Genomic DNA, 18,369 nt, shown 5'->3' on the forward strand with positions numbered 1-18,369 from the left:
CCGTATGAGCATCGTACTTCGAGGCATCACTTGGAATCATACTAGGGGCTATCTCCCCATGGCAGCAACATCGCAGAGATATTCGGAGCTTTATCCGGAAGTAACGATCCAATGGGAGAAGCGGTCATTGCAGGAATTTGCCGATGCGCCGATTCAAGCTCTTGTAGCAACTTACGATCTATTGGTAATTGATCATCCTTGGGCAGGATATGCCGCTCACTCAGGTGCTTTATTGCCGTTAAACGAGCATTTGCCGGCTTCGTTTATGCAGGACCAAGCCAAGCATTCGGTCGGAGCGTCCCATGCCAGCTATGAGTTCGACGGACGTCAAACGGCGCTAGCCATCGATGCGGCAACCCCGGTAGCAGCCTGGCGCAGCGATGTTCTGGAACGGCTGGGTGCACAGGTCCCCGAGCGATGGGAGGGGGTCCTGTCGCTGGCAAAAAGCAACCAAGTCGTATTCCCGGCTATTCCCATCGACAGCTTAATGAACTTTTACATGTTCTGCCAAGCTCATGGGGAAGTTCCCTTCACAACCGAGGATACGGTCGTATCGCGTGAGATCGGGCAAGCGGCGCTGGAAACGCTCAGGGAGCTTGCGTCTTGCTGCCGCAAGGCCATATTTCAAATGAATCCGATCGCGGTCTACGAATCCATGACCGCATCCGATGATATCGCGTACTGCCCGTTCGCCTATGGCTATTCCAATTATGCACGGGAAGGCTTCAGCCGTAAGAAACTAGCCTTTGGCGATTTGGTTGCATTCGGAGCCAACGGTCCTCTCCGTTCCACTCTTGGCGGAACCGGACTTGCCGTGTCATCGGCGTGCGCACATCGGGAAGAAGCGCTACGATATGCGCAATTTGCAGCGTCGCCCATTGTACAGCGTACGATCTATACGGCAGCCGGAGGCCAACCCGGTCATAGGGGGGCCTGGACGGACGAAGAGACGAATCGATGGACAGGCGGATATTTTGCACAAACGCTTCCGGCTCTGGACAGAGCTTTTGTCAGACCGCGATACAACGGATATTTGCATTTTCAGGATCATGCCGGAGATTACGTACAGGAATACATGATGCAGGGTGGCGATACGAAACGGATTTTACAGCAAATGGACCGGTTGTTCCACGAATCATTGAATATATCAAAGGAGAAGCAAGTATGACGACCACAACATCCGGATTCAAACCGTTAGACGGGCTGCTTGTACTGGATTTCGCCCAGTTTTTATCCGGGCCTTCAGCAGCATTGCGGCTTGCCGATCTAGGCGCAAGGGTTATCAAGGTAGAACGTCCCGACGGTGGCGATTTGTGTCGAAGATTGTATGTCTCCAATTTGGAGCTGGACGGAGACAGTACGTTATTTCACTCGATTAACCGGAATAAAGAGAGTATTTCGGCTGATTTGAAGAAGCCTGAGGATTTAAGGCTCATCCGTTCATTGATCGAAAAGGCGGATGTCATGATCCAAAACTTCCGACCTGGTGTGATCGAACGAATCGGGCTCCATTATGAAGCGGTTAACGAATGGAACCCCCGTCTCGTATACGGGGAAATAACCGGCTATGGTACAACCGGCCCGTGGAGAAGTAAGCCGGGTCAGGATTTGCTGGTGCAGTCGCTCTCAGGACTTGCCTGGCTTAACGGCAATGCGGATCAGCCACCGGTGCCGTTCGGTTTGTCCGTAGCCGACATGTTTGCGGGAGCGCATCTGGTACAAGGCCTATTGGCTTGTTTGGTGCGCCGCTCCGTGACGGGCAAAGGCGGACGCGTGGAAGTGAGCCTGCTGGAATCGATACTGGATTTTCAGTTTGAGGTACTGACTACGCATATGAACGACGGCGGGAAGCTGCCCGAACGAAGCTCCGTGAATAATGCCAATGCATATTTGGGCGCACCGTATGGCATTTATGAGACAGAAGACGGGTACTTAGCGCTGGCGATGGGTTCAGTCGTTCAGCTCGGCAAGCTGCTCGAGTGCGAGGATCTGGAACGATTTCATGAGCCGTCCAGCTGGTTTACCCACCGCGACGGCATCAAAGCCATCCTAAGAAACCATCTGAAAAGCCGACCGACCGCTTATTGGATTTCACGGCTGGAGCCAGCGGATTATTGGTGCGCGGATGTGCTGAACTGGAAGCAGCTGCTGGAACACGAAGCGTTCCGGGAACTGAAGATGACGCAGCAAACGGTGACCGGAAACGGAGCCACGCTCACAACGACCCGCTGTCCAATACGCATAGACGGCCAACTGCTGCTGTCTCCTCTAGGTGCGCCCAAGATCGGCGAGCATAATGACAAAATCATATCGGAGGTGCTGAGCGGATGATCCGTTCGCAATGGTACGAAGACTATGAGCTTGGTGCTTCGCGAGATTCCTTCGGCAGAACGATTACCGAAACGGATATCGTGATGCACGCCGGACAAACCGGAGACTTTTATCCGCATCATATGGATGCCGAGTGGTGCAAGCAGCAGGATTTCGGGCAGCGGATTGCTCACGGCACACTTATTTTCAGTGTTGCGGTTGGCATGACAGCCACTGAAATGAATCCGGAGGCGTTCTCGTACGGCTATGACCGTCTAAGATTCGTGAAACCGGTCTTTATCGGAGATACGATCAAGGTTCGCGTGACGGTGCATGAGAAGAAGGATCACCCTAAGCGTTCCGGCTTCGGAATTGTCAGTGAGCGCTGTGAGGTGTTCAATCAGCACGGAGCGACGGTGTTGGTCTGCGACCATTTGTTAATGGTCAGGAAGAGGGCTGTGTAACAGAGAGAGGAGGACGACGCACTTGACTATCACCCGCTTAAAGCTTATATCAAGGGAATTCGAAGGCTTCGAGGCATCGTTTCGGGTCCAGGCGGACCATTTCGAGAAGCTGACCGGCTGCGTAGTGGAGCGGGAATTCGAAGAAATCCACAGGCTCTATGACCGGATGATTGCGGGGAAAGAAGCGTTAAACGGCGGACACGATTTGTTCCTGTGCGTCACGGATTGGCTGCCGGAGGCGATAGAGCAAGGGCTGCTGCTTCCGCTTGACGACCTGATCCGCGAAAATCCGCCGGAAGGCTGGCCTGATGCGTGGGCACCCAGTATGCGAGGCCTTCAAACAGGAGATGACGGCAAGGTTTACGGTATTGCTTACCATGATGGACCCGAGATGTTCATTTATCGGAGCGATTGGTTCACCGACCCGTCGGAGCAGGAAAGCTTTGCAAGCCGATTCGGGTATCCGCTCGACGTGCCAGTGACCTGGAAGCAGTTTGTTCATGTCGCGCAGTTTTTTACCCGTCCCGAGAAGGAGATGTATGGCGCATTAACGGCATCGTATCCCGATGGGCATAATAATGTGTATGATTTTTTGATCCATCTATGGAGTCGCGGAGGCGAGCTGGTCACGGCGGATTGGCAGCCTGCCTTTCACGAAGCTGCTGGTCGGGAAGCGCTGCAATTTCTGGTGGATTTGATCCACAAATATGAAGTAGTACCCAAGGCGGCTCTTACGATGGACAGTGTCCGAAGCGGGCATCATTTTGCCCAGGGCGGCATTGCGATGATGTGGAACTGGGCGGGCTTTGCCGCCGTAGCGGAAATGCCGGGAATGTCACGTATAGCCGGCAAAGTTCGCACCGGTCTAATTCCAAAAGGCGATGGGCCTGGCGGACGGCATATGTCTCTGAATATTTATTGGATTCTTGGTATTGCAGCAGGCAGCACTCAACCGGAGATGGCCTACCGGTTCTTGAACGAGACGGCTTCGGCAGCCATGGATAAGGTGACCTCGATGTCGGGCGGCAACGGTACGCGTCTGTCCACGTGGAGAGATGAGGAAGTAAGGAAGCAATTCCCGTATTATGAGCAGATTGAGGCGGTACATCAGAATGTGAAGAGCCCGCTGCCGATTCCGGAATATCCGGCCATTAACGAGGTACTCTCCCAGATGGTTGACGATGCTTTGCAGCTTCGCTTGGAAGTGCCGGAGGCACTCTCAAGGGCAGCCGGGCAGGTAGATGATATATTGAGGCGGTCCGGTTATCGTCAAAACAAGGAGGAATAGAAAATGTATGCCGATAAGGGGACCGCTGGGCGCCTGGATGTAGACTATAAGCCTAAACTGCCGCGAGATCTTACCAAAGGGATAGGAATAGTTGGAGCGGGGGAAATTGTCGTTCACGCGCATCTTCCCGCCTACCGAATGGCAGGGTTTCACGTCATCGGCATCTATGATAAGGATCATGCCAAAGCGGAAGCGGCGGTGAGCGGCTATCCGGGAATGCTCGTATTCGCTTCCTTGGAAGCGCTCCTTGAGCACCCGGACGTTCAAATCGTCGATATCGCTGTTCCTGCTCAGCAACAACCGGCAATAGCGAAGCAGGCGGCTCGGCAAGGAAAGCATCTGCTGTGTCAAAAGCCGCTTGCCGAGACCTATGAACAAGCAAAGGAGCTCGTTGAAGTGTTCGCCTCGCACGGGACTAAAGCCGCTGTTAATCAGCAGATGCGCTGGTCTCCGGGCATTCAGGCCAGCCGCTCGATCATGGAGCGAGGATGGTTGGGTGAGCCTTTGCAGGCAGCCATTCAAGTCAATGTTCATACTCCGTGGGAAAATTGGCCTTGGCTTACACACATTTCAACGCTGGAGGTTATGTATCACAGCATTCATTATTTGGATTCAATCCGCTATGTTCTCGGACTTCAGCCGGAATATGTATATGCCGACGGCGCCCGATTTCCCGGACAACCTTATCGCGGAGAGACGCGTACCTTGATTCATCTGAAATTCCCGGGAGAGGTCCGGGCTCTAATCCACGATAATCATAATAATCGGATGCCGCAGGAAGATTGGTATGCCACCTTCCGATTCGAAGGAACGCAAGGAATCGTCAAAGGAACGAACGGTGCTCTATACAACTATCCCACGGGGAAGGAGGATACGATCAGTCTCTACAGCGAACGTCTAGAGAAGGGATGCTTGTATACGCCGAAGCTAGAGGGACGATGGTTTCCGCATGCTTTCATGGGAACGATGGGGGAGCTCATGCGTGCCATTGAAGAAAACAGAGAACCGGTGAACAACGCTGCAGACAATCTGATTACATTGCAGACCGTCTTTGCCGCCTATCGTTCGATGGAAAGTAACCGGCCTGTTTATTTGGAAGAAATTGATCGATTACCCGTGACCTAAGGCTTGCCCTCGGGTCTTTTACTTTTGAATGGGAAAAGTGCTTCGCGTTCGGAGCATAGAGAGGATAGTTGGAATGAAGATAAGCTGGCACAGCTGAAGAAGCATACGCCAGCTTTTTATTTGTGACGACGACGGTTCTTTTTGGATCGCAGCACACGCTCAATCGTCCGCTTCATGAGTACGCCAGCCCGGTTCCAGCTTAAGCGCGTCACGTCTCTACGTCCCCGGCGGCCTTTCCGCTTGCACAGCCTAGGATTTTTGTATGCTTTCCTCATGATTTTTCTTAAACTGTTCAAATTGGGTTCAGCCCATTGTTGTCCCTTCTGTGCAAACAGGCTGCTGAATTTTCTGGAGATGCTGTGCTTGCTTCTCATGCTGACGGAGGGGTTCTGCAGCCGATATGGAACCAGAAACGAATTGCGCCTGGTCAAAAAGTCCATTTGCCCGCCCCAGCCTGTAGCAATTACGGGCACACCGCTTGCCAAGGATTCCAAGTAAGGCAAACCGACACCTTCGCCGCGAGAGGGGAGGACGAAGGCATTTCCAAGCGTATATAGGCCTTTTAGTTGTCTTTCCTTGAGCCGGCGGCCGATAACGACAACGGGAGCCGTTGCTTTTTTAATACCCAGCCTCTTTTTGTATCGGCTTATTTTCTTTTTAACCCATCTTTCATTCTCATATCGAGCAAATCCATTCGTTTTTATCACAAGAACCACTTTATCTTTTGCGGAAAACTCTCGCCAGTACGCCCTTAACAGGCCTTCCGGATTTTTTCGGTGTTGAAATGTAAAAATGGATACAAAAGTAAACCTCTTGCCTGCTCTCGCAAGACGCATCTTTCTATTCTTCGGGTGAAATGCTCTGGTGTTTACCCCATGGGGAACGATAAAGATCGGGACCTTTACGCCGCTTCTCCTCAAAGCTCTTTTATTATGGAGGGACGGCACGCAGATCGCATCAAATTTGTTCATGGAGGATAGCCAGTTTTTGGGTGTTCTACTTGTTTCCCATACTGTATTTAAAATAATTCTATCGTAGGCGGCCAGTCGTTTCTTCCAAGGAAAACGGCTGGGATTATGGTGGTAAATGAGTACCTTCTTACCTCCGGATGCGGTTGCGCGATGCTTGGAACCGCCTGTTTTCACAGCAACACCTTGTCTTCGGAGTGCACGCGCATAAGACCTGCTCGCAACTCCGAGACCGCTAGCTTTGTTTATGGGTCCTACCCATACAACACGATACGGCTTCACCTCTTCACCACCTTGGCCAATTGATTATCATGTTCTTGTCTTTCTGGTACGAATGTGTCGAACTTATGCTTTATGAGTTATAGTATGTTGGGACAATAAAAGGGAATGGGCTATGCTTCCCACAATTTTTTTCGGTGGAATGCTGATTTATGATGAATTCGGCTATTCCCATGACGGATGTCGCTACGTATTTTGGTAGTACCGGGGAGGTGGAGCGGCTATGTCCATATCCAAGCGTATGTTAGCCCAAAATACAAGATACAGGACAACGTATTATCTTATAAACGGCGATTCCAAAGGAACTACCGTCATGATAACAGCAGGTGTTCACGGATCGGAGCGGGCGGGCATGCTGGCAGCCAATCGTTTCGTTCAGCTGCTTCAAAAGAAGGTCATCCAAATTCACGGCGGCAGGATCATTATCGTTCCTATCGTCAATCAGATAGCAGCAAAGCAGCGTAGACGGGGGAACCCCGATTTGAACCGAACGTTCCCTAAGATCGGGTCTAAAACAGCGAGACACCCGTTATCGGCGGCGTTATTTCGTTTGGCCATGCAAAACAAACCGGCGTGGTACATTGATCTTCATGAAGCAACCGGATTATCGCAAAAAAAACGCGGCGCATTAGGGCAAACACTAATAATCAATCCGTCCGGCAAAGCCGGGCCTGCCGCTGGCAAGGTTATTGCAAAGATGAATCGGTCCATCAAACAAAATGTGCGGCATTTTAACCTGCTAAGACATGATTTGCCAGGTTCAGGACGATCTGCCGCGTTTCATTTCTTGAAAGCAAAGGCCATTACGGTGGAGACTGGAATCAGTCTGCCTATTCAGGATAGGGTGAAATACCAGTTGGATATTTTGCGCAGCATTCTTGGAGAGTCCGGATTGCTCAAGCGCGTCGCGAGCGTGACCCCGGTTCGCAAAGAAAGCAAGCCGGGAGCGGCAGAAATAGTCAAACGCGTTGTGAGCGTGACCCCGGCTCTCAAAGAGAGTAAGCCAGGAGCAGCAGAAACAGTTAAGCGCGTCGTGACCCCGGTTCGTAAAGAGAGCAAGCCGGGAGCGGCAGAAACAGTTAAGCGTGTCGTGACCCCGGTTCGCAAAGAGAGCAAGCCGGGAGCGGCAGAAATAGTCAAACGCGTTGTCGTCCCAGCTCGCAAGGAAAGCAAGCAGGGCGCAGCAGAAACTGTTAAGCGCGTCGTGACCCCGGCTCGCAAAGAAAGCAAGCCGGGAGCAACAGAAACAGTCAAGCGCGTTGTGAGCGTGACCCCAGCTCGCAAAGAGAGCAAGCCGGGAGAGGCAGAAACAGTCAAACGCGTAGTCGGCCCAGCTCGCAAGGAAAGTAAGCCGGGGGCAGCAGAAACAGTTAAGCGCGTCGTAAGCCCAGCTCGCAAGGAAAGTAAGCCGGGGGCAGCCGAAACAGTCAAGCGCGTTGTTAGCCCGCCTCGCAGGGACAGCCAGGGAGCTGCTGAGTCAATCAAGCACAGCAGGACGTTTAGGGCAGTTAACAAGATGATGATTCCGACTGTTATTACACGACAGAACCCGGTATTCCATCCAGTATATGGAACATTCCTTAACAAGAGCAAAGTTAGAAGCTTTGGAAGTTTTGGAGCTTGGTGGCTTAAAGGGAAGCTCAGATGATCTATTATCGTCTGGGCTATTGTTGTTTTCCAGCAGTAGGAGCCTTCCTTTCAATGGATGAAGGAATGAATATAAAGCGTTTAATAGCTTGTCAGAGCAAGAATAAATTCGTTATGATATTTTCCATAAGATGGTTATTGGCTTCAACTATTCGATAAGGGGTACACCTATTTATGGAAATATTACAAACCATTTTGCAACAAAAGAAGTTCAATATGAAATCATTCATCACGATAAACCGATCCGTACTGCACAGGAAGGTGCCGATTATTTTGGTATTGAATTAGGCCAAACCGCACCAAATTTAGTTCTCAAGTCAGACAAAGGCTACTTTGCAGTGATTGTTTCCGGCGATCGCGGTCGAGTGAATTTTGAAGATATCGTGGGGCTAATTGGATGCAGCCAGCTGAAAATGGCTTCCCCGAAAGAAGTTCAACAGATAACCGGCTATGCTGTAGGGAGTGTTGCTTTAGTCCTTTCATTGCCTTGTATCGTTGATAGAGGACTTTTCCGTTATCCGTTTATTTACGGCGGTACGGGGGAGCCGGCATCGACTTTGAAGATGGCTCCTAATGACTTAGAAAAAGTAAATCAAGTCGTCGCTTTTTTGGAAATGACTTCCTAGAAGGTCACCATCATTTTCTCCTTCTTTACAATTTATTATCTTGACACTTCCGGCGGTTTAAAGGAAAATATGGGGTGTAAGCGATTTCCATATGCTGGTATCAGGTAACGGGTAGAGTCCATGAGAAAACCCGGATGTTACATTCTCGCCTTGAGGTGAGGGTGCTAATGTCCGGTTTTTTTATTTCATCGGGCTTGTTACCTGCAGAAAGGAGGAGAGGCTGAACAAGCGAGACTACATGTCTTTTTGTTACAGCATGAAGACAACTCCGAGTCCCATAATATGAGTCCATTAGGAGGTATCAGTATGGTTAATGTTCAAACTTTCCGCTTTATGAAAAAGCAGTTCAAATTTGTCGCGTCGTTTGTCCTGGCGATTCTTATTTCGGCACTGCCCGTTTTGCCTGTCTTTGCGGCAACTCCCGGGAAAACAGTAAACGCATCGGCAACCCTCGCATACAACCTCAAGGGACTTAAACACAACGTGGCCGTTCAGAAAGCATATATCGCTTCGACATATGTTTACGTTACACAGCGCTCTGGAGGAACGTGCTATCTGTCAAGATTGCTCATTAACGGAAACGACGCTACTTACGTGGATGAAATGACAGTCACCAATGCCGGGCATTGCCAGACGCTCGACATGTATACTTATAACGGAATCAATTACTTTTATTTCAGCTCTAAAGCGGATCCGTCAACATCATATTACTGGTCTCTCCAGGTAGCAAGACTTCAGTACTCGGCCGGAGCCACCTATGATTATACGGATCTTCATCGGTTTACGTATATGAACTACGCCAATGAGACCGGCACAAGCTTGGGAACAACCTACCGTGTCGATGGCGGCGGCAACAGCACGCATACGGTATTCCGTGTACAAACTACCGACGGTAAAGTAACTTGGTCCATCTACGACACAGTAAAGCTGAACCAGCTTCTCGACAGCAATGAACAGGTACGATTGGACAGTGCGGCGGCTGTCAGCGCATGCATTACCAGCTTTTCGCAGACCGGCAGTGCTATCGTCAGACCGAACGGTTCTTTCCAGGGGGCGGATATGCTCAGCAATACGGAAATCTATACGTCGGGCGGCGCGGAAGGCGATACTCCGCAGATTGCGATGATGTCCAACACCGGCGCGTACAAGACCCTGGCGAACATCACCAATGTGGGAACTCACGAAATCGAGGGAGTACAGACAAAGAACGGAAATGTATATTTTACTATCGTTACTGACCCGGTAAATAAACAAAATACCCAGAAAATTTATTACGTTTCCGACAGCATATTTTAATAGCATCTAAAACAGAGCGATCCTTTCTGATATCAGGAAGGGTCGCTTTACTGTCTGTCCTGCTTTTTGAAGTCAAAAAATGATAGTATCGCAGACTAAAATGAACGAAATCCACTATAGTAAGTTAAGCGGCAAGTATTATTATTGTAGAAAAAGATGAATTGATGAGGCAGTTGATGTTCAAATTCAATAGGCTTGAATTAAACTATCGCAATAAGCTTATCATTACCTTTGTTCTGGTCGTGTTTTTGCCGTCCATAGTTATGCACTACATCACCTACATGAATTCAACGCAAACGATGACAACGAAAATCAACGATCTCGTAACCCATCATTTGATTCAAACGAACAAGCATTTGAACGCTACCTTATCCATGTATGAGGATACGCTGTACCAATTAATGTTAAACGAAGAGGTTGTCCATTCTACTAAAAAAATGCTGTACGGCTCTGATTTTGAGCAGTTGGTTTACTCCGATACGCTGCAACGAACATTCGAAGGATATACGAATTCCAAAGCCGGGATTCGCGGCTTCACCTTTTTCGATAAGAATGGAAACATCCTGTTATCGTACGATAAGGACACGGATATGACCTGGAATCCGGAACGGGAAGGCACGCCGTTTCTTTTGATCATGAAGCTTAACGGCATGCAGGAGGGACCTCTCATAACCGCTGCGGAAAAACTGAAAACGGACAGCAAGGATGCGCAATACGGCTTTCATATTGCCCGGAAACTGTTCGGCATTTCATCCGGCCGGCTGGAGAGGATGGGCTACATCGTCATGACGCTGGATGAGTCGGTTTTGGCGAACGCGATCAGCAACACTTCAGCAGCTTCATCGCCAAATGGCATCGATAGTACCATTTACCTCATTGACGCGAATAACATCATCGTCTCTTCTCCTGATAAAAGTAAGATCGGAGCCCGATTTGATGATCTGCTGGACGACACAACGATGCGTTTTTCGGACAGCAGTCTTCCTGAAGCAGCCGTCATTTTAGGGCAGGCCTCCGTTATCAACCATTACCCCAATGAGAAAACCGGATGGACTATTGTAAACGTTACCAGTGAAAAGAAGATGTTTGCAGAGCTGTACGCCATGCAGAAGCTTAACATTTGGACCGGGAGCGTAGTCTTTCTGTTTTCCACGCTGCTTATCATTTATTTCTCGGGACTGCTGACCCGATCGATCCATACCATCGTCAACGCAATGAAGCAGACGGAGCGTGGCAATCTGAATGTAAAGGTCGAGGAGCGCACCGGAGACGAAATATCCATTATTGCTGCAAGCTACAATAAAATGATGGCGACGATCAACGAACTGATGGAAGAAACGAAATGTGCTGTGCAAAAGCAGAAAGAATCGGAAATCCGTTCCTTGGAGGCACAGATCAACCCGCATTTTTTGTATAATACGCTGGACTCGATCAACTGGATGGCTATTGAAAAAGACGAGCATGACATCAGCCGTATGCTGAAAGGGCTTGCGCTCATTCTTCGATACAGTATCAGTCACAGCAACAAGATGGTCCCGCTGGCCAAGGAGCTGGAGTGGCTCGAGCATTATTTGTATTTGCAAAAGCATCGTTTCAACGATTCCTTTCAATATTACGTCCATCTGAAGCCTGAACTGAATGAAGCCAAGCTATATAAACTGCTGCTTCAGCCTTTTGTGGAGAATTCGCTTGTACATGGTTTTGCAGGAATGAAGACAGGAGCAGAGCTCCATATCCGTTTTTATATCACAGAAATACAGCGTTTATGTATTGAAATAGAAGACAACGGCTGCGGGATGGATGAAGCTTCGGTAAGCAGCATGCAGAATGGCAGCCTTGATCCCGATAAGTCGGATGCTGCAGGCAGCGGTATCGGCGTCCGCAATGTTATGGACCGGCTGCATCTCTATTACGGGGAAGCGGCGGAGTGCAGGATCATGAGTCAAAAGGGCTGCGGCACGAAAGTAACGCTGCTGTTACCCATACAATTCGATAATCCGAAGGAGGCTGTGATGGATAATGAGAATCGTAATCGTGGAGGATGAAGAGAAAATACGCAATAGCATTGTCCGTTTCATCCATAAAGTAAGCGATGCCTATCAGGTAGTCGGGGAGTGCGAGAACGGGGACGTTGGACTGGGCACGATCCGGAGGTTGAAGCCGGATTTGATCATTACGGATATTCGGATGCCGGTCATGAACGGGATTGAGATGCTGGAGAAGCTGAAGGAGGGCGGAGGATCACCTCCTAGGACGATCATCTTGAGCGGCTATTCCGATTTTGAATATGCCCGCAAGGCGCTTCAATTCGGTACAGTGATTGAATATTTGCTTAAGCCGGTTACAGCGGATGATTTAAAGCAGGCTCTATTGAGAGCGGAAGCAGAATGCTCGTCATCGTATATAGACGGACGTTCGCCAGATCGTGAAGACTGGATCAAGCAGCTTCTTGCGGAAGCGGAGTGGGATTGGGATCATGTTCCTCCTAGCATCAAACCGTGGCTGGCAGACGATGCGGCTGTGGACGGTTATACAGCATCCGTCTATCTAGGCAAGGAGTACGAACAGTCTGCGACGGAGGTAAAAGAAAGGTTGCGCAGCGCCTTGAAACAAGAACCAAGTGTGCAGGAGGTTGTAATGGAGAATTTTCCTGAGCATAGCGAAATCATGATCTATTTGCAACGTACGCCATTCTCGGCATCGTATCGTCCGAATGTATTGTGGGAACACTTGCATGCGCAGCTTCGGTCTTTGTCATTAGATGATTTGGTGGTGACGTGGGCGCATGTACCCCAATTCCGTCAGCTGAAAGAAGCCTTCTTGGAAGCGAGAGCCATTCGCAAATGGTCACTTGTTCAGAACTGCCGTTGTTACAACCGCGAATTCATTGAGAAGCTTCCTGACAAACCATTCGCCTATCCGGCACAGAAGGAGTGGAGCATTAAGGAAGCGGTCTCCAATCGCGATCAAGAGAAGCTGATTCAGCAGGCGGACTGCTTTGTTAGTCAATGCATGAGCGAGGCTGTAGATCCGCAAGATGTCATCGACGCGGGCATTCGTCTGGTCTCGGCGATGCTTCATGTAGCAGGTGCGGTACTTGGCGAAGCGCTTGGACCGGGGGAGATCTACCACCGGCTGTCACTAGTTCAAACCCCAAACGAGCTTCGCTGCGTCCTAAGAGAAACTGTCGATAGAATTGGCGCAGCCTTCGATCGGACCCCATCATCCTATAGCCTTGTTATCAACAAATGCCTGAAGATTATTAAAGACCGGTATCATTCGGGCATCACGCTGGAGGCATTGGCTCATTCCTTGCACATTACTCCCGAGTATTTAAGCTCCTTGTTCCAAAAGGAACTGGGCATATCTTTTACAGCGTTTCTTAAAGATACTAGAATTACTAGAGCTAAGCAGCTGCTGATCGGAAGCGGGCTAAAAACATTTGAAGTCGCAGAGCGGGTAGGGTATTCGGATGCCAAATATTTCTCTCGCGTGTTCAAAGAAATGACAGGAACGACGCCGGGAGAATTTCAGAGGCTTCACCGGTAAGCTGACATGAGAGGCAGCTGCCTATAAAAGAAATCATGAGAAAGAGATTAATTCAGTCCACTTTTCTTAAAATGTTACCGTTACCATCCCGCCGTCATACGAGTAAGATCGTATTAATAGGCAGCGAATTTAAGAATCAGGAGGTTGGATCGATTAATGAAAAAGGTATGGAAGAATAGCTGTTTGATAGGCTCTGCGCTCGTCCTTTTGGCAGGGTGCTACGGCGGAGAAGGAGGTCAGGCAGGAGGAACGGCCGAAACGGCTTCAACACAAACCAATTTGCCTCCGGCAGAGAATGAATTGTTCATTTTTACCGCCTGGCCCGCTTATTTCGTCAAGGAAGAGATCTTCGAACAGCAGGTCGGCCAATTTATTAAGAAGAAGTTTCCGGATATTAAAATCAAGCATGTAGCCTGGGATAACCCCGGCAGACGGTATGAAGATCTGATTGCAGCAGGCACGATTCCCGATATCGTCTTCGATGAGGTCCGCCGCAATACGTACCGCCAAGTTCGCAGGTTCAAGATGGAATATGACATGACCGAGATGATTAAGAAATACAACTTTGATACGAGCAAGCTGAACCCGGCCGATATGCAGCATTCCATCAATACGTCGGACGGCAAATTGTATTCGCTTCCTTTTAACTCTAACGAGTGGGTCCTGCTGTACAACAAGGATATTTTCGACAAGTTCGGAGTCGATTACCCCAAAGACGGTATGACTTGGGATGAGGCTTACGAATTGGCCAAAAAGCTGACAAGGCAGGACGGAGACATCACTTACAAAGGATTTCAGATGAATCCAGCCCATTATCTGCGATTTAATCAGCTGTCGGAGCCCGGACTCGATCCTAACGAGAATAAGGCTTCCATGGTGACGGATAACTGGAAGAAAATTGCAGACAATATTAGACGGTTCTATGATATCCCGGGCAATCAGCTGGTGAAGACGAATGATTTTGCCAAGGAAAAAATTGCGATGATCGTCGATTCGATGGAAAATGTGACCAAAATCGTCAATGGTAATAAAAAACTGAACTTCGATATGTCCTCCGTGCCCGTATTTCCGGAAGCTCCGAAGTCCAAATTTCAGCCTAATACGAACGGAATGTTCATTACGAATCAATCGACCAAGAAGGACTTGGCGTTTCAAGTGATTGCTTACCTGTTATCTCCGGAGGTGCAGATTGAAATGTCCAAGCAAGGCGTGATGTCACCGCTGCTGGATCCCGCCGTTCAGCAAGCTTATGGACAGCTCGTGCCGGAGTGGAGAGGCAAGCGAGTCCAATCGCTCTTTGCTTTGAACAGTGCGAAGCCGCCGTTACGGAAGCCGGGTCTTACCTTTATCAACGAAAATACGGACATGGTGTGGAAGCTCATCTCGACAGAATCCAAAGATAGTCTTACCGCCCTCCGAATGACCAACGATTCGATGAACAAAGGGATCGAGGAGACCATCAAAATTCAGAAGGAAGGCGGCATCAGCGAATACGAATAGCTAGTGGAGGAGCAAACATGCCTGATTGGGCATTGACAGTCAGGAAGCTTGCATCTAAACTGAATGGGAGCAATACATGTTGTATATAACATATATCAAAGCGAAGTAGATAGCTTTGCCTGAAGGGAGAATAGTAATGCCAAATTACAGCTTTCAAACCGCCCGTAGAATTATAAGCGGCGCAGGGTCTTTGCAGTCGTTGAAGGAATATATTCATGAGCTGGGACCACTGAGGAGAGTTCTCATTTTTACCCAACCCAGCGTCGAGAGACTGGGGTATGTCGCTTTACTTACCAAGCAGCTGGATGAATTGAACATCAGCTGGGAAGTGAATAAGGAAATCAAACCTGAGCCGACGGCCGAGCAGCTGACCGAAATCTTCAGTGATATCCAATCGGACATCCCGGACGCCCTCATCGGATTTGGAGGCGGTAGCGTTCTGGACGCGGTCAAGCTATTATCGGTCCTGTTTACCAATCCTATGCCGGTTACTGAAATGCTGGGTGTGGATAAGATTCCAAACCGAGGCATTCCGATGATGCTGATTCCCACGACTTCAGGCACCGGCTCGGAAGTAACGCCAAACGCTATCGTCACGCTGCCTAAGGAAGAGCTGAAGATAGGCGCGGTAAGCAAATGGCTGCTCCCACATTTGGCCGTGCTTGATCCTCTGGTTACGCTGGAGCTTCCCAAAGCCATTACGGCTTCGACGGGGATGGATGCATTCACACATTCGTTGGAATCCTATATTTCCAACAAAGCGAATCCGCTAAGCGATGCGTTCGCCCTTCAATCCATCCGGCTGATATCGGGCAGCATCACGTCCGCGTATCATGAAGGCGGCTCGGTGCGCGCCCGCGGGGACATGCTGATGGGGTCCATGCTCGGCGGCATGGCATTGACGGGAGCCGGCACGGCTGCGGTACATGCCATGGCCTATCCATTGGGCGGGAAATATCATATTCCGCACGGCGTAGCCAATTCGATGCTGCTGCCGCATGTGATGAATTACATTATGGATGCGATTGAAGAGCGGCTGATGGAAGTTGGTATAGCGATGGGGCTTGGATCGGCTGGCGATTCGCGAAGCGAGGTGGCCGAGCGCGTCGTCCAACAGATCGAAGCTTGGACGAAGGAGCTGCAAATCCCGCAAAATTTAAGCGAGTTCGGAGTCACCGATTCGGATATCAGCGCGCTGGCCGCTGCAGCGTCCCAGGTTACACGCCTCATGAGCAACAATCGGAAGGAGCTCAGCATTCCGGATTTGGAGCGGATTTACCGTAAGCTGCTGCCATAATACTAGGTCAGACAGGACCTTGCAGCATCGGGACTTTGCTCGGGGTTTATAAAGATTTGTCATTATCACAGGGTTCTCGACAAGCTAAGCAGACGGCCGTATTGGCTGCCTGCTTTTTTGCATGCAATGAATACAAGGCAGAACGAAATCGTAATATGGTTCATGTTTACAAAAAATCTAAACGCCAGGTTAAGAAAGTACATCGTTTGTAAAGATATTTCTCTAGTTCCGCTGCCATGCATTCGCTACACTTAGGTAGTGTAAGGACTCCAGGCTGGAAGGACCAATAATGTGTGGGAGGAATTTCATTGAAACAAATAAGAACCTATTCGGCGATGCTCGCCTCTACGCTGACTCTATTGACCATACTGACTGCTTGCTCCAGCTCCGCAGAAGACCCGAAAGCTCCCGCGACAGCCAGTACACAAGCCGATACGGAACCAGTCGGCAAGTACGACCCGCCAATTCAAGTGTCTATGGTGTTGTCGCAAGCGGTTAATACGACGTTTCCCGAAGGCGATTCGATGAGCAACAACTTATGGACGCGGACACTGCTGCAGGAGTACGGCATCCAGATCAAGAGTGACTGGACGGTGGATGAAACGCAGTATAACGAGAAGCTGAACGTATCGATAGCCTCCGGCGAGCTGCCGGACATATTCCAAGTCACCCCGACCCAGCTGCAGCAGCTGGTAGATGCCGATATGCTGGCTGATTTAACCGAGGTGTATAAAAAGCATATATCGCCGCTCGCGGATGAAAAGCTGCGAGAGGATGGCAACGTGGGTTTTCGCTCGGCGACATTCGACGGGAAAATGATGGCACTTCCTTATACCACAGCTGCCATGGACGGGGCGACGATGCTCTGGGTGCGCAAGGATTGGCTCGATAATTTGGGCTTGCCCGAGCCGCGAACGATGGATGACGTCTATAAAATTTCGGCTGCCTTCAAAAATAACGATCCGGACAAGAACGGAAAGAACGATACGGTCGGCATCGGCTTCCGCAAAGATCTGTTCAGCGCTTTCGGCGGGATGACCGGATTTTTCAACGGATTCCACGCGTATAAGAATCAGTGGATCGTCGATCCGAAAACAGGCGGCTTGGTCCATGGCATCGTACAGCCTGAAATGAAGAAGGCTCTGGCGAAGCTGCAGGAAATGTATAAGGCCGGCGAGATTGAAAAAGAGTTTTCTGTAAAGGGGACGCCGCAGCTGCAGGAAGATGTGGCATCCGGAAGAGTCGGAATGGTATACGGAGCGATGGCCGATCCTTTATCCAATCTGGCGAAATCGATGAAAAACGACCCTAAAGCGATCTGGGAATGCTACCCGCTGCCATCCATCGACAACACTCCGGCAAAGGCACAAATCTCGTCGGCGCCACCGGTATACTTCGTCGTGAACAAAAAATCTAAAAATCCGGCAGCCATCGTAAAAATGATGAATTTGTGGGTAGAGAAATATTTTGGCAAAACAGCCGAATTCAAATATGCCTATGACAACAATTTCCCGACTCACAAATATTTCACGGTACGGACCTATGGCGCGAGAAAAAACCTCGATAATTATTTAAAAATCAATCAGGCCTTAAAGACGGGCGACAAGAGCATCCTGAACCCCGAGCAGGTCGGCAACTTCACGCAAGTGAAGCAATATTTGGACGGAGACAAATCGATGTGGAACTATGCCAAAATATTCGGTCCGGAGGGCTCGCTCGGCATCGTTAATAAATATGTCAACGAGAATCTGCTGCTGCCCGATGCTTATTACGGCATCCCTACCAGTGCCATGGTCAAGCGAAACAGTACGATAGGGGACTTGGTGGAGCAAACGTTCATGAAAATTATTCTCGGCGCGCCGATCGATACGTTCGATTCTTTCGTTGACAACTGGAATAAGCTGGGTGGTGCTGAAATCACCAAGGAAGTAAACGATTGGTACGCCAAACAGAAAAAGTAATGAGCGAGGTGAATACCGTCCCATGACGACCAAAACAGCTGTCGCCCCGCCTGGAGAAG

Annotated in this window: 14 protein-coding genes; 13 read left to right on the plus strand and 1 reads right to left on the minus strand. The window is 49.6% G+C overall.

From position 1 onward, the window contains the following. Positions 1–4 precede the first annotated feature (4 nt). The 5 genes from ACFQ88_RS17860 to ACFQ88_RS17880 are packed head-to-tail and all read left to right on the plus strand — an operon-like array spanning position 5 to position 5,187. Positions 5–1,168 carry an ABC transporter substrate-binding protein gene (locus ACFQ88_RS17860; RefSeq protein WP_379455025.1) on the plus strand — a complete coding sequence of 388 codons (1,164 nt, stop codon included), beginning with the start codon at positions 5–7 and terminating at the stop codon, positions 1,166–1,168. After that, positions 1,165–2,331 carry a CaiB/BaiF CoA transferase family protein gene (locus ACFQ88_RS17865; RefSeq protein ID WP_379455026.1) on the plus strand — a complete coding sequence of 389 codons (1,167 nt, stop codon included), beginning with the start codon at positions 1,165–1,167 and terminating at the stop codon, positions 2,329–2,331. Before ACFQ88_RS17860 ends, ACFQ88_RS17865 begins: the two co-directional genes overlap by 4 nt. Next, positions 2,328–2,774 (plus strand): MaoC family dehydratase, encoded by a 447-nt coding sequence (locus ACFQ88_RS17870; protein ID WP_379455027.1) that lies wholly within the window; start codon positions 2,328–2,330, stop codon positions 2,772–2,774. Before ACFQ88_RS17865 ends, ACFQ88_RS17870 begins: the two co-directional genes overlap by 4 nt. Before the next feature lie 22 nt (positions 2,775–2,796). Further along, a complete protein-coding gene (locus tag ACFQ88_RS17875) occupies positions 2,797–4,062 on the plus strand; it encodes an extracellular solute-binding protein (protein WP_239625901.1) in 1,266 nt (421 codons plus the stop codon). Positions 4,063–4,065: 3 nt separating this feature from the next. Next, positions 4,066–5,187, plus strand: coding sequence for a Gfo/Idh/MocA family protein (locus tag ACFQ88_RS17880; protein ID WP_379455028.1), 1,122 nt, complete (start codon positions 4,066–4,068; stop codon positions 5,185–5,187). Between the two features lie 116 nt (positions 5,188–5,303). On the opposite strand, the gene ACFQ88_RS17885 is transcribed toward ACFQ88_RS17880, so the two are convergent. Beyond that, positions 5,304–6,158, minus strand: a complete 855-nt coding sequence (locus tag ACFQ88_RS17885; protein ID WP_379455858.1) for a glycosyltransferase — start codon at positions 6,156–6,158, stop codon at positions 5,304–5,306. A 499-nt stretch (positions 6,159–6,657) separates the two neighbouring features. On the opposite strand from ACFQ88_RS17885, the gene ACFQ88_RS17890 reads away from it, so the two are divergent. From ACFQ88_RS17890 to ACFQ88_RS17925, 8 genes are all read left to right on the plus strand, one after another. After that, positions 6,658–8,082 (plus strand): succinylglutamate desuccinylase/aspartoacylase family protein, encoded by a 1,425-nt coding sequence (locus ACFQ88_RS17890; protein ID WP_379455029.1) that lies wholly within the window; start codon positions 6,658–6,660, stop codon positions 8,080–8,082. Positions 8,083–8,212: 130 nt separating this feature from the next. Then, positions 8,213–8,707, plus strand: coding sequence for an aminoacyl-tRNA deacylase (locus tag ACFQ88_RS17895; RefSeq protein WP_379455030.1), 495 nt, complete (start codon positions 8,213–8,215; stop codon positions 8,705–8,707). Positions 8,708–9,013: 306 nt separating this feature from the next. Then, positions 9,014–10,003, plus strand: a complete 990-nt coding sequence (locus tag ACFQ88_RS17900) for a hypothetical protein (RefSeq protein ID WP_379455031.1) — start codon at positions 9,014–9,016, stop codon at positions 10,001–10,003. 176 nt (positions 10,004–10,179) lie between these two features. Further along, positions 10,180–12,048, plus strand: a complete 1,869-nt coding sequence (locus ACFQ88_RS17905) for a cache domain-containing sensor histidine kinase (RefSeq protein ID WP_379455032.1) — start codon at positions 10,180–10,182, stop codon at positions 12,046–12,048. Then, a complete protein-coding gene (locus ACFQ88_RS17910; protein ID WP_379455033.1) occupies positions 12,023–13,552 on the plus strand; it encodes a response regulator transcription factor in 1,530 nt (509 codons plus the stop codon). Before ACFQ88_RS17905 ends, ACFQ88_RS17910 begins: the two co-directional genes overlap by 26 nt. Before the next feature lie 156 nt (positions 13,553–13,708). After that, entirely contained in the window at positions 13,709–15,052 is a 1,344-nt protein-coding gene (locus tag ACFQ88_RS17915; protein ID WP_239625886.1) for an ABC transporter substrate-binding protein, read from the plus strand. Positions 15,053–15,188: 136 nt separating this feature from the next. Continuing rightward, positions 15,189–16,349 carry an iron-containing alcohol dehydrogenase gene (locus ACFQ88_RS17920; protein ID WP_379455034.1) on the plus strand — a complete coding sequence of 387 codons (1,161 nt, stop codon included), beginning with the start codon at positions 15,189–15,191 and terminating at the stop codon, positions 16,347–16,349. Positions 16,350–16,657: 308 nt separating this feature from the next. Beyond that, a complete protein-coding gene (locus ACFQ88_RS17925) occupies positions 16,658–18,310 on the plus strand; it encodes an extracellular solute-binding protein (RefSeq protein WP_379455035.1) in 1,653 nt (550 codons plus the stop codon). Positions 18,311–18,369: the final 59 nt, after the last annotated feature.

Origin of the sequence: Paenibacillus sp. NPDC056579, from assembly GCF_042793215.1 — a bacterium.
GTDB lineage: Bacteria > Bacillota > Bacilli > Paenibacillales > NBRC-103111 > Paenibacillus_S.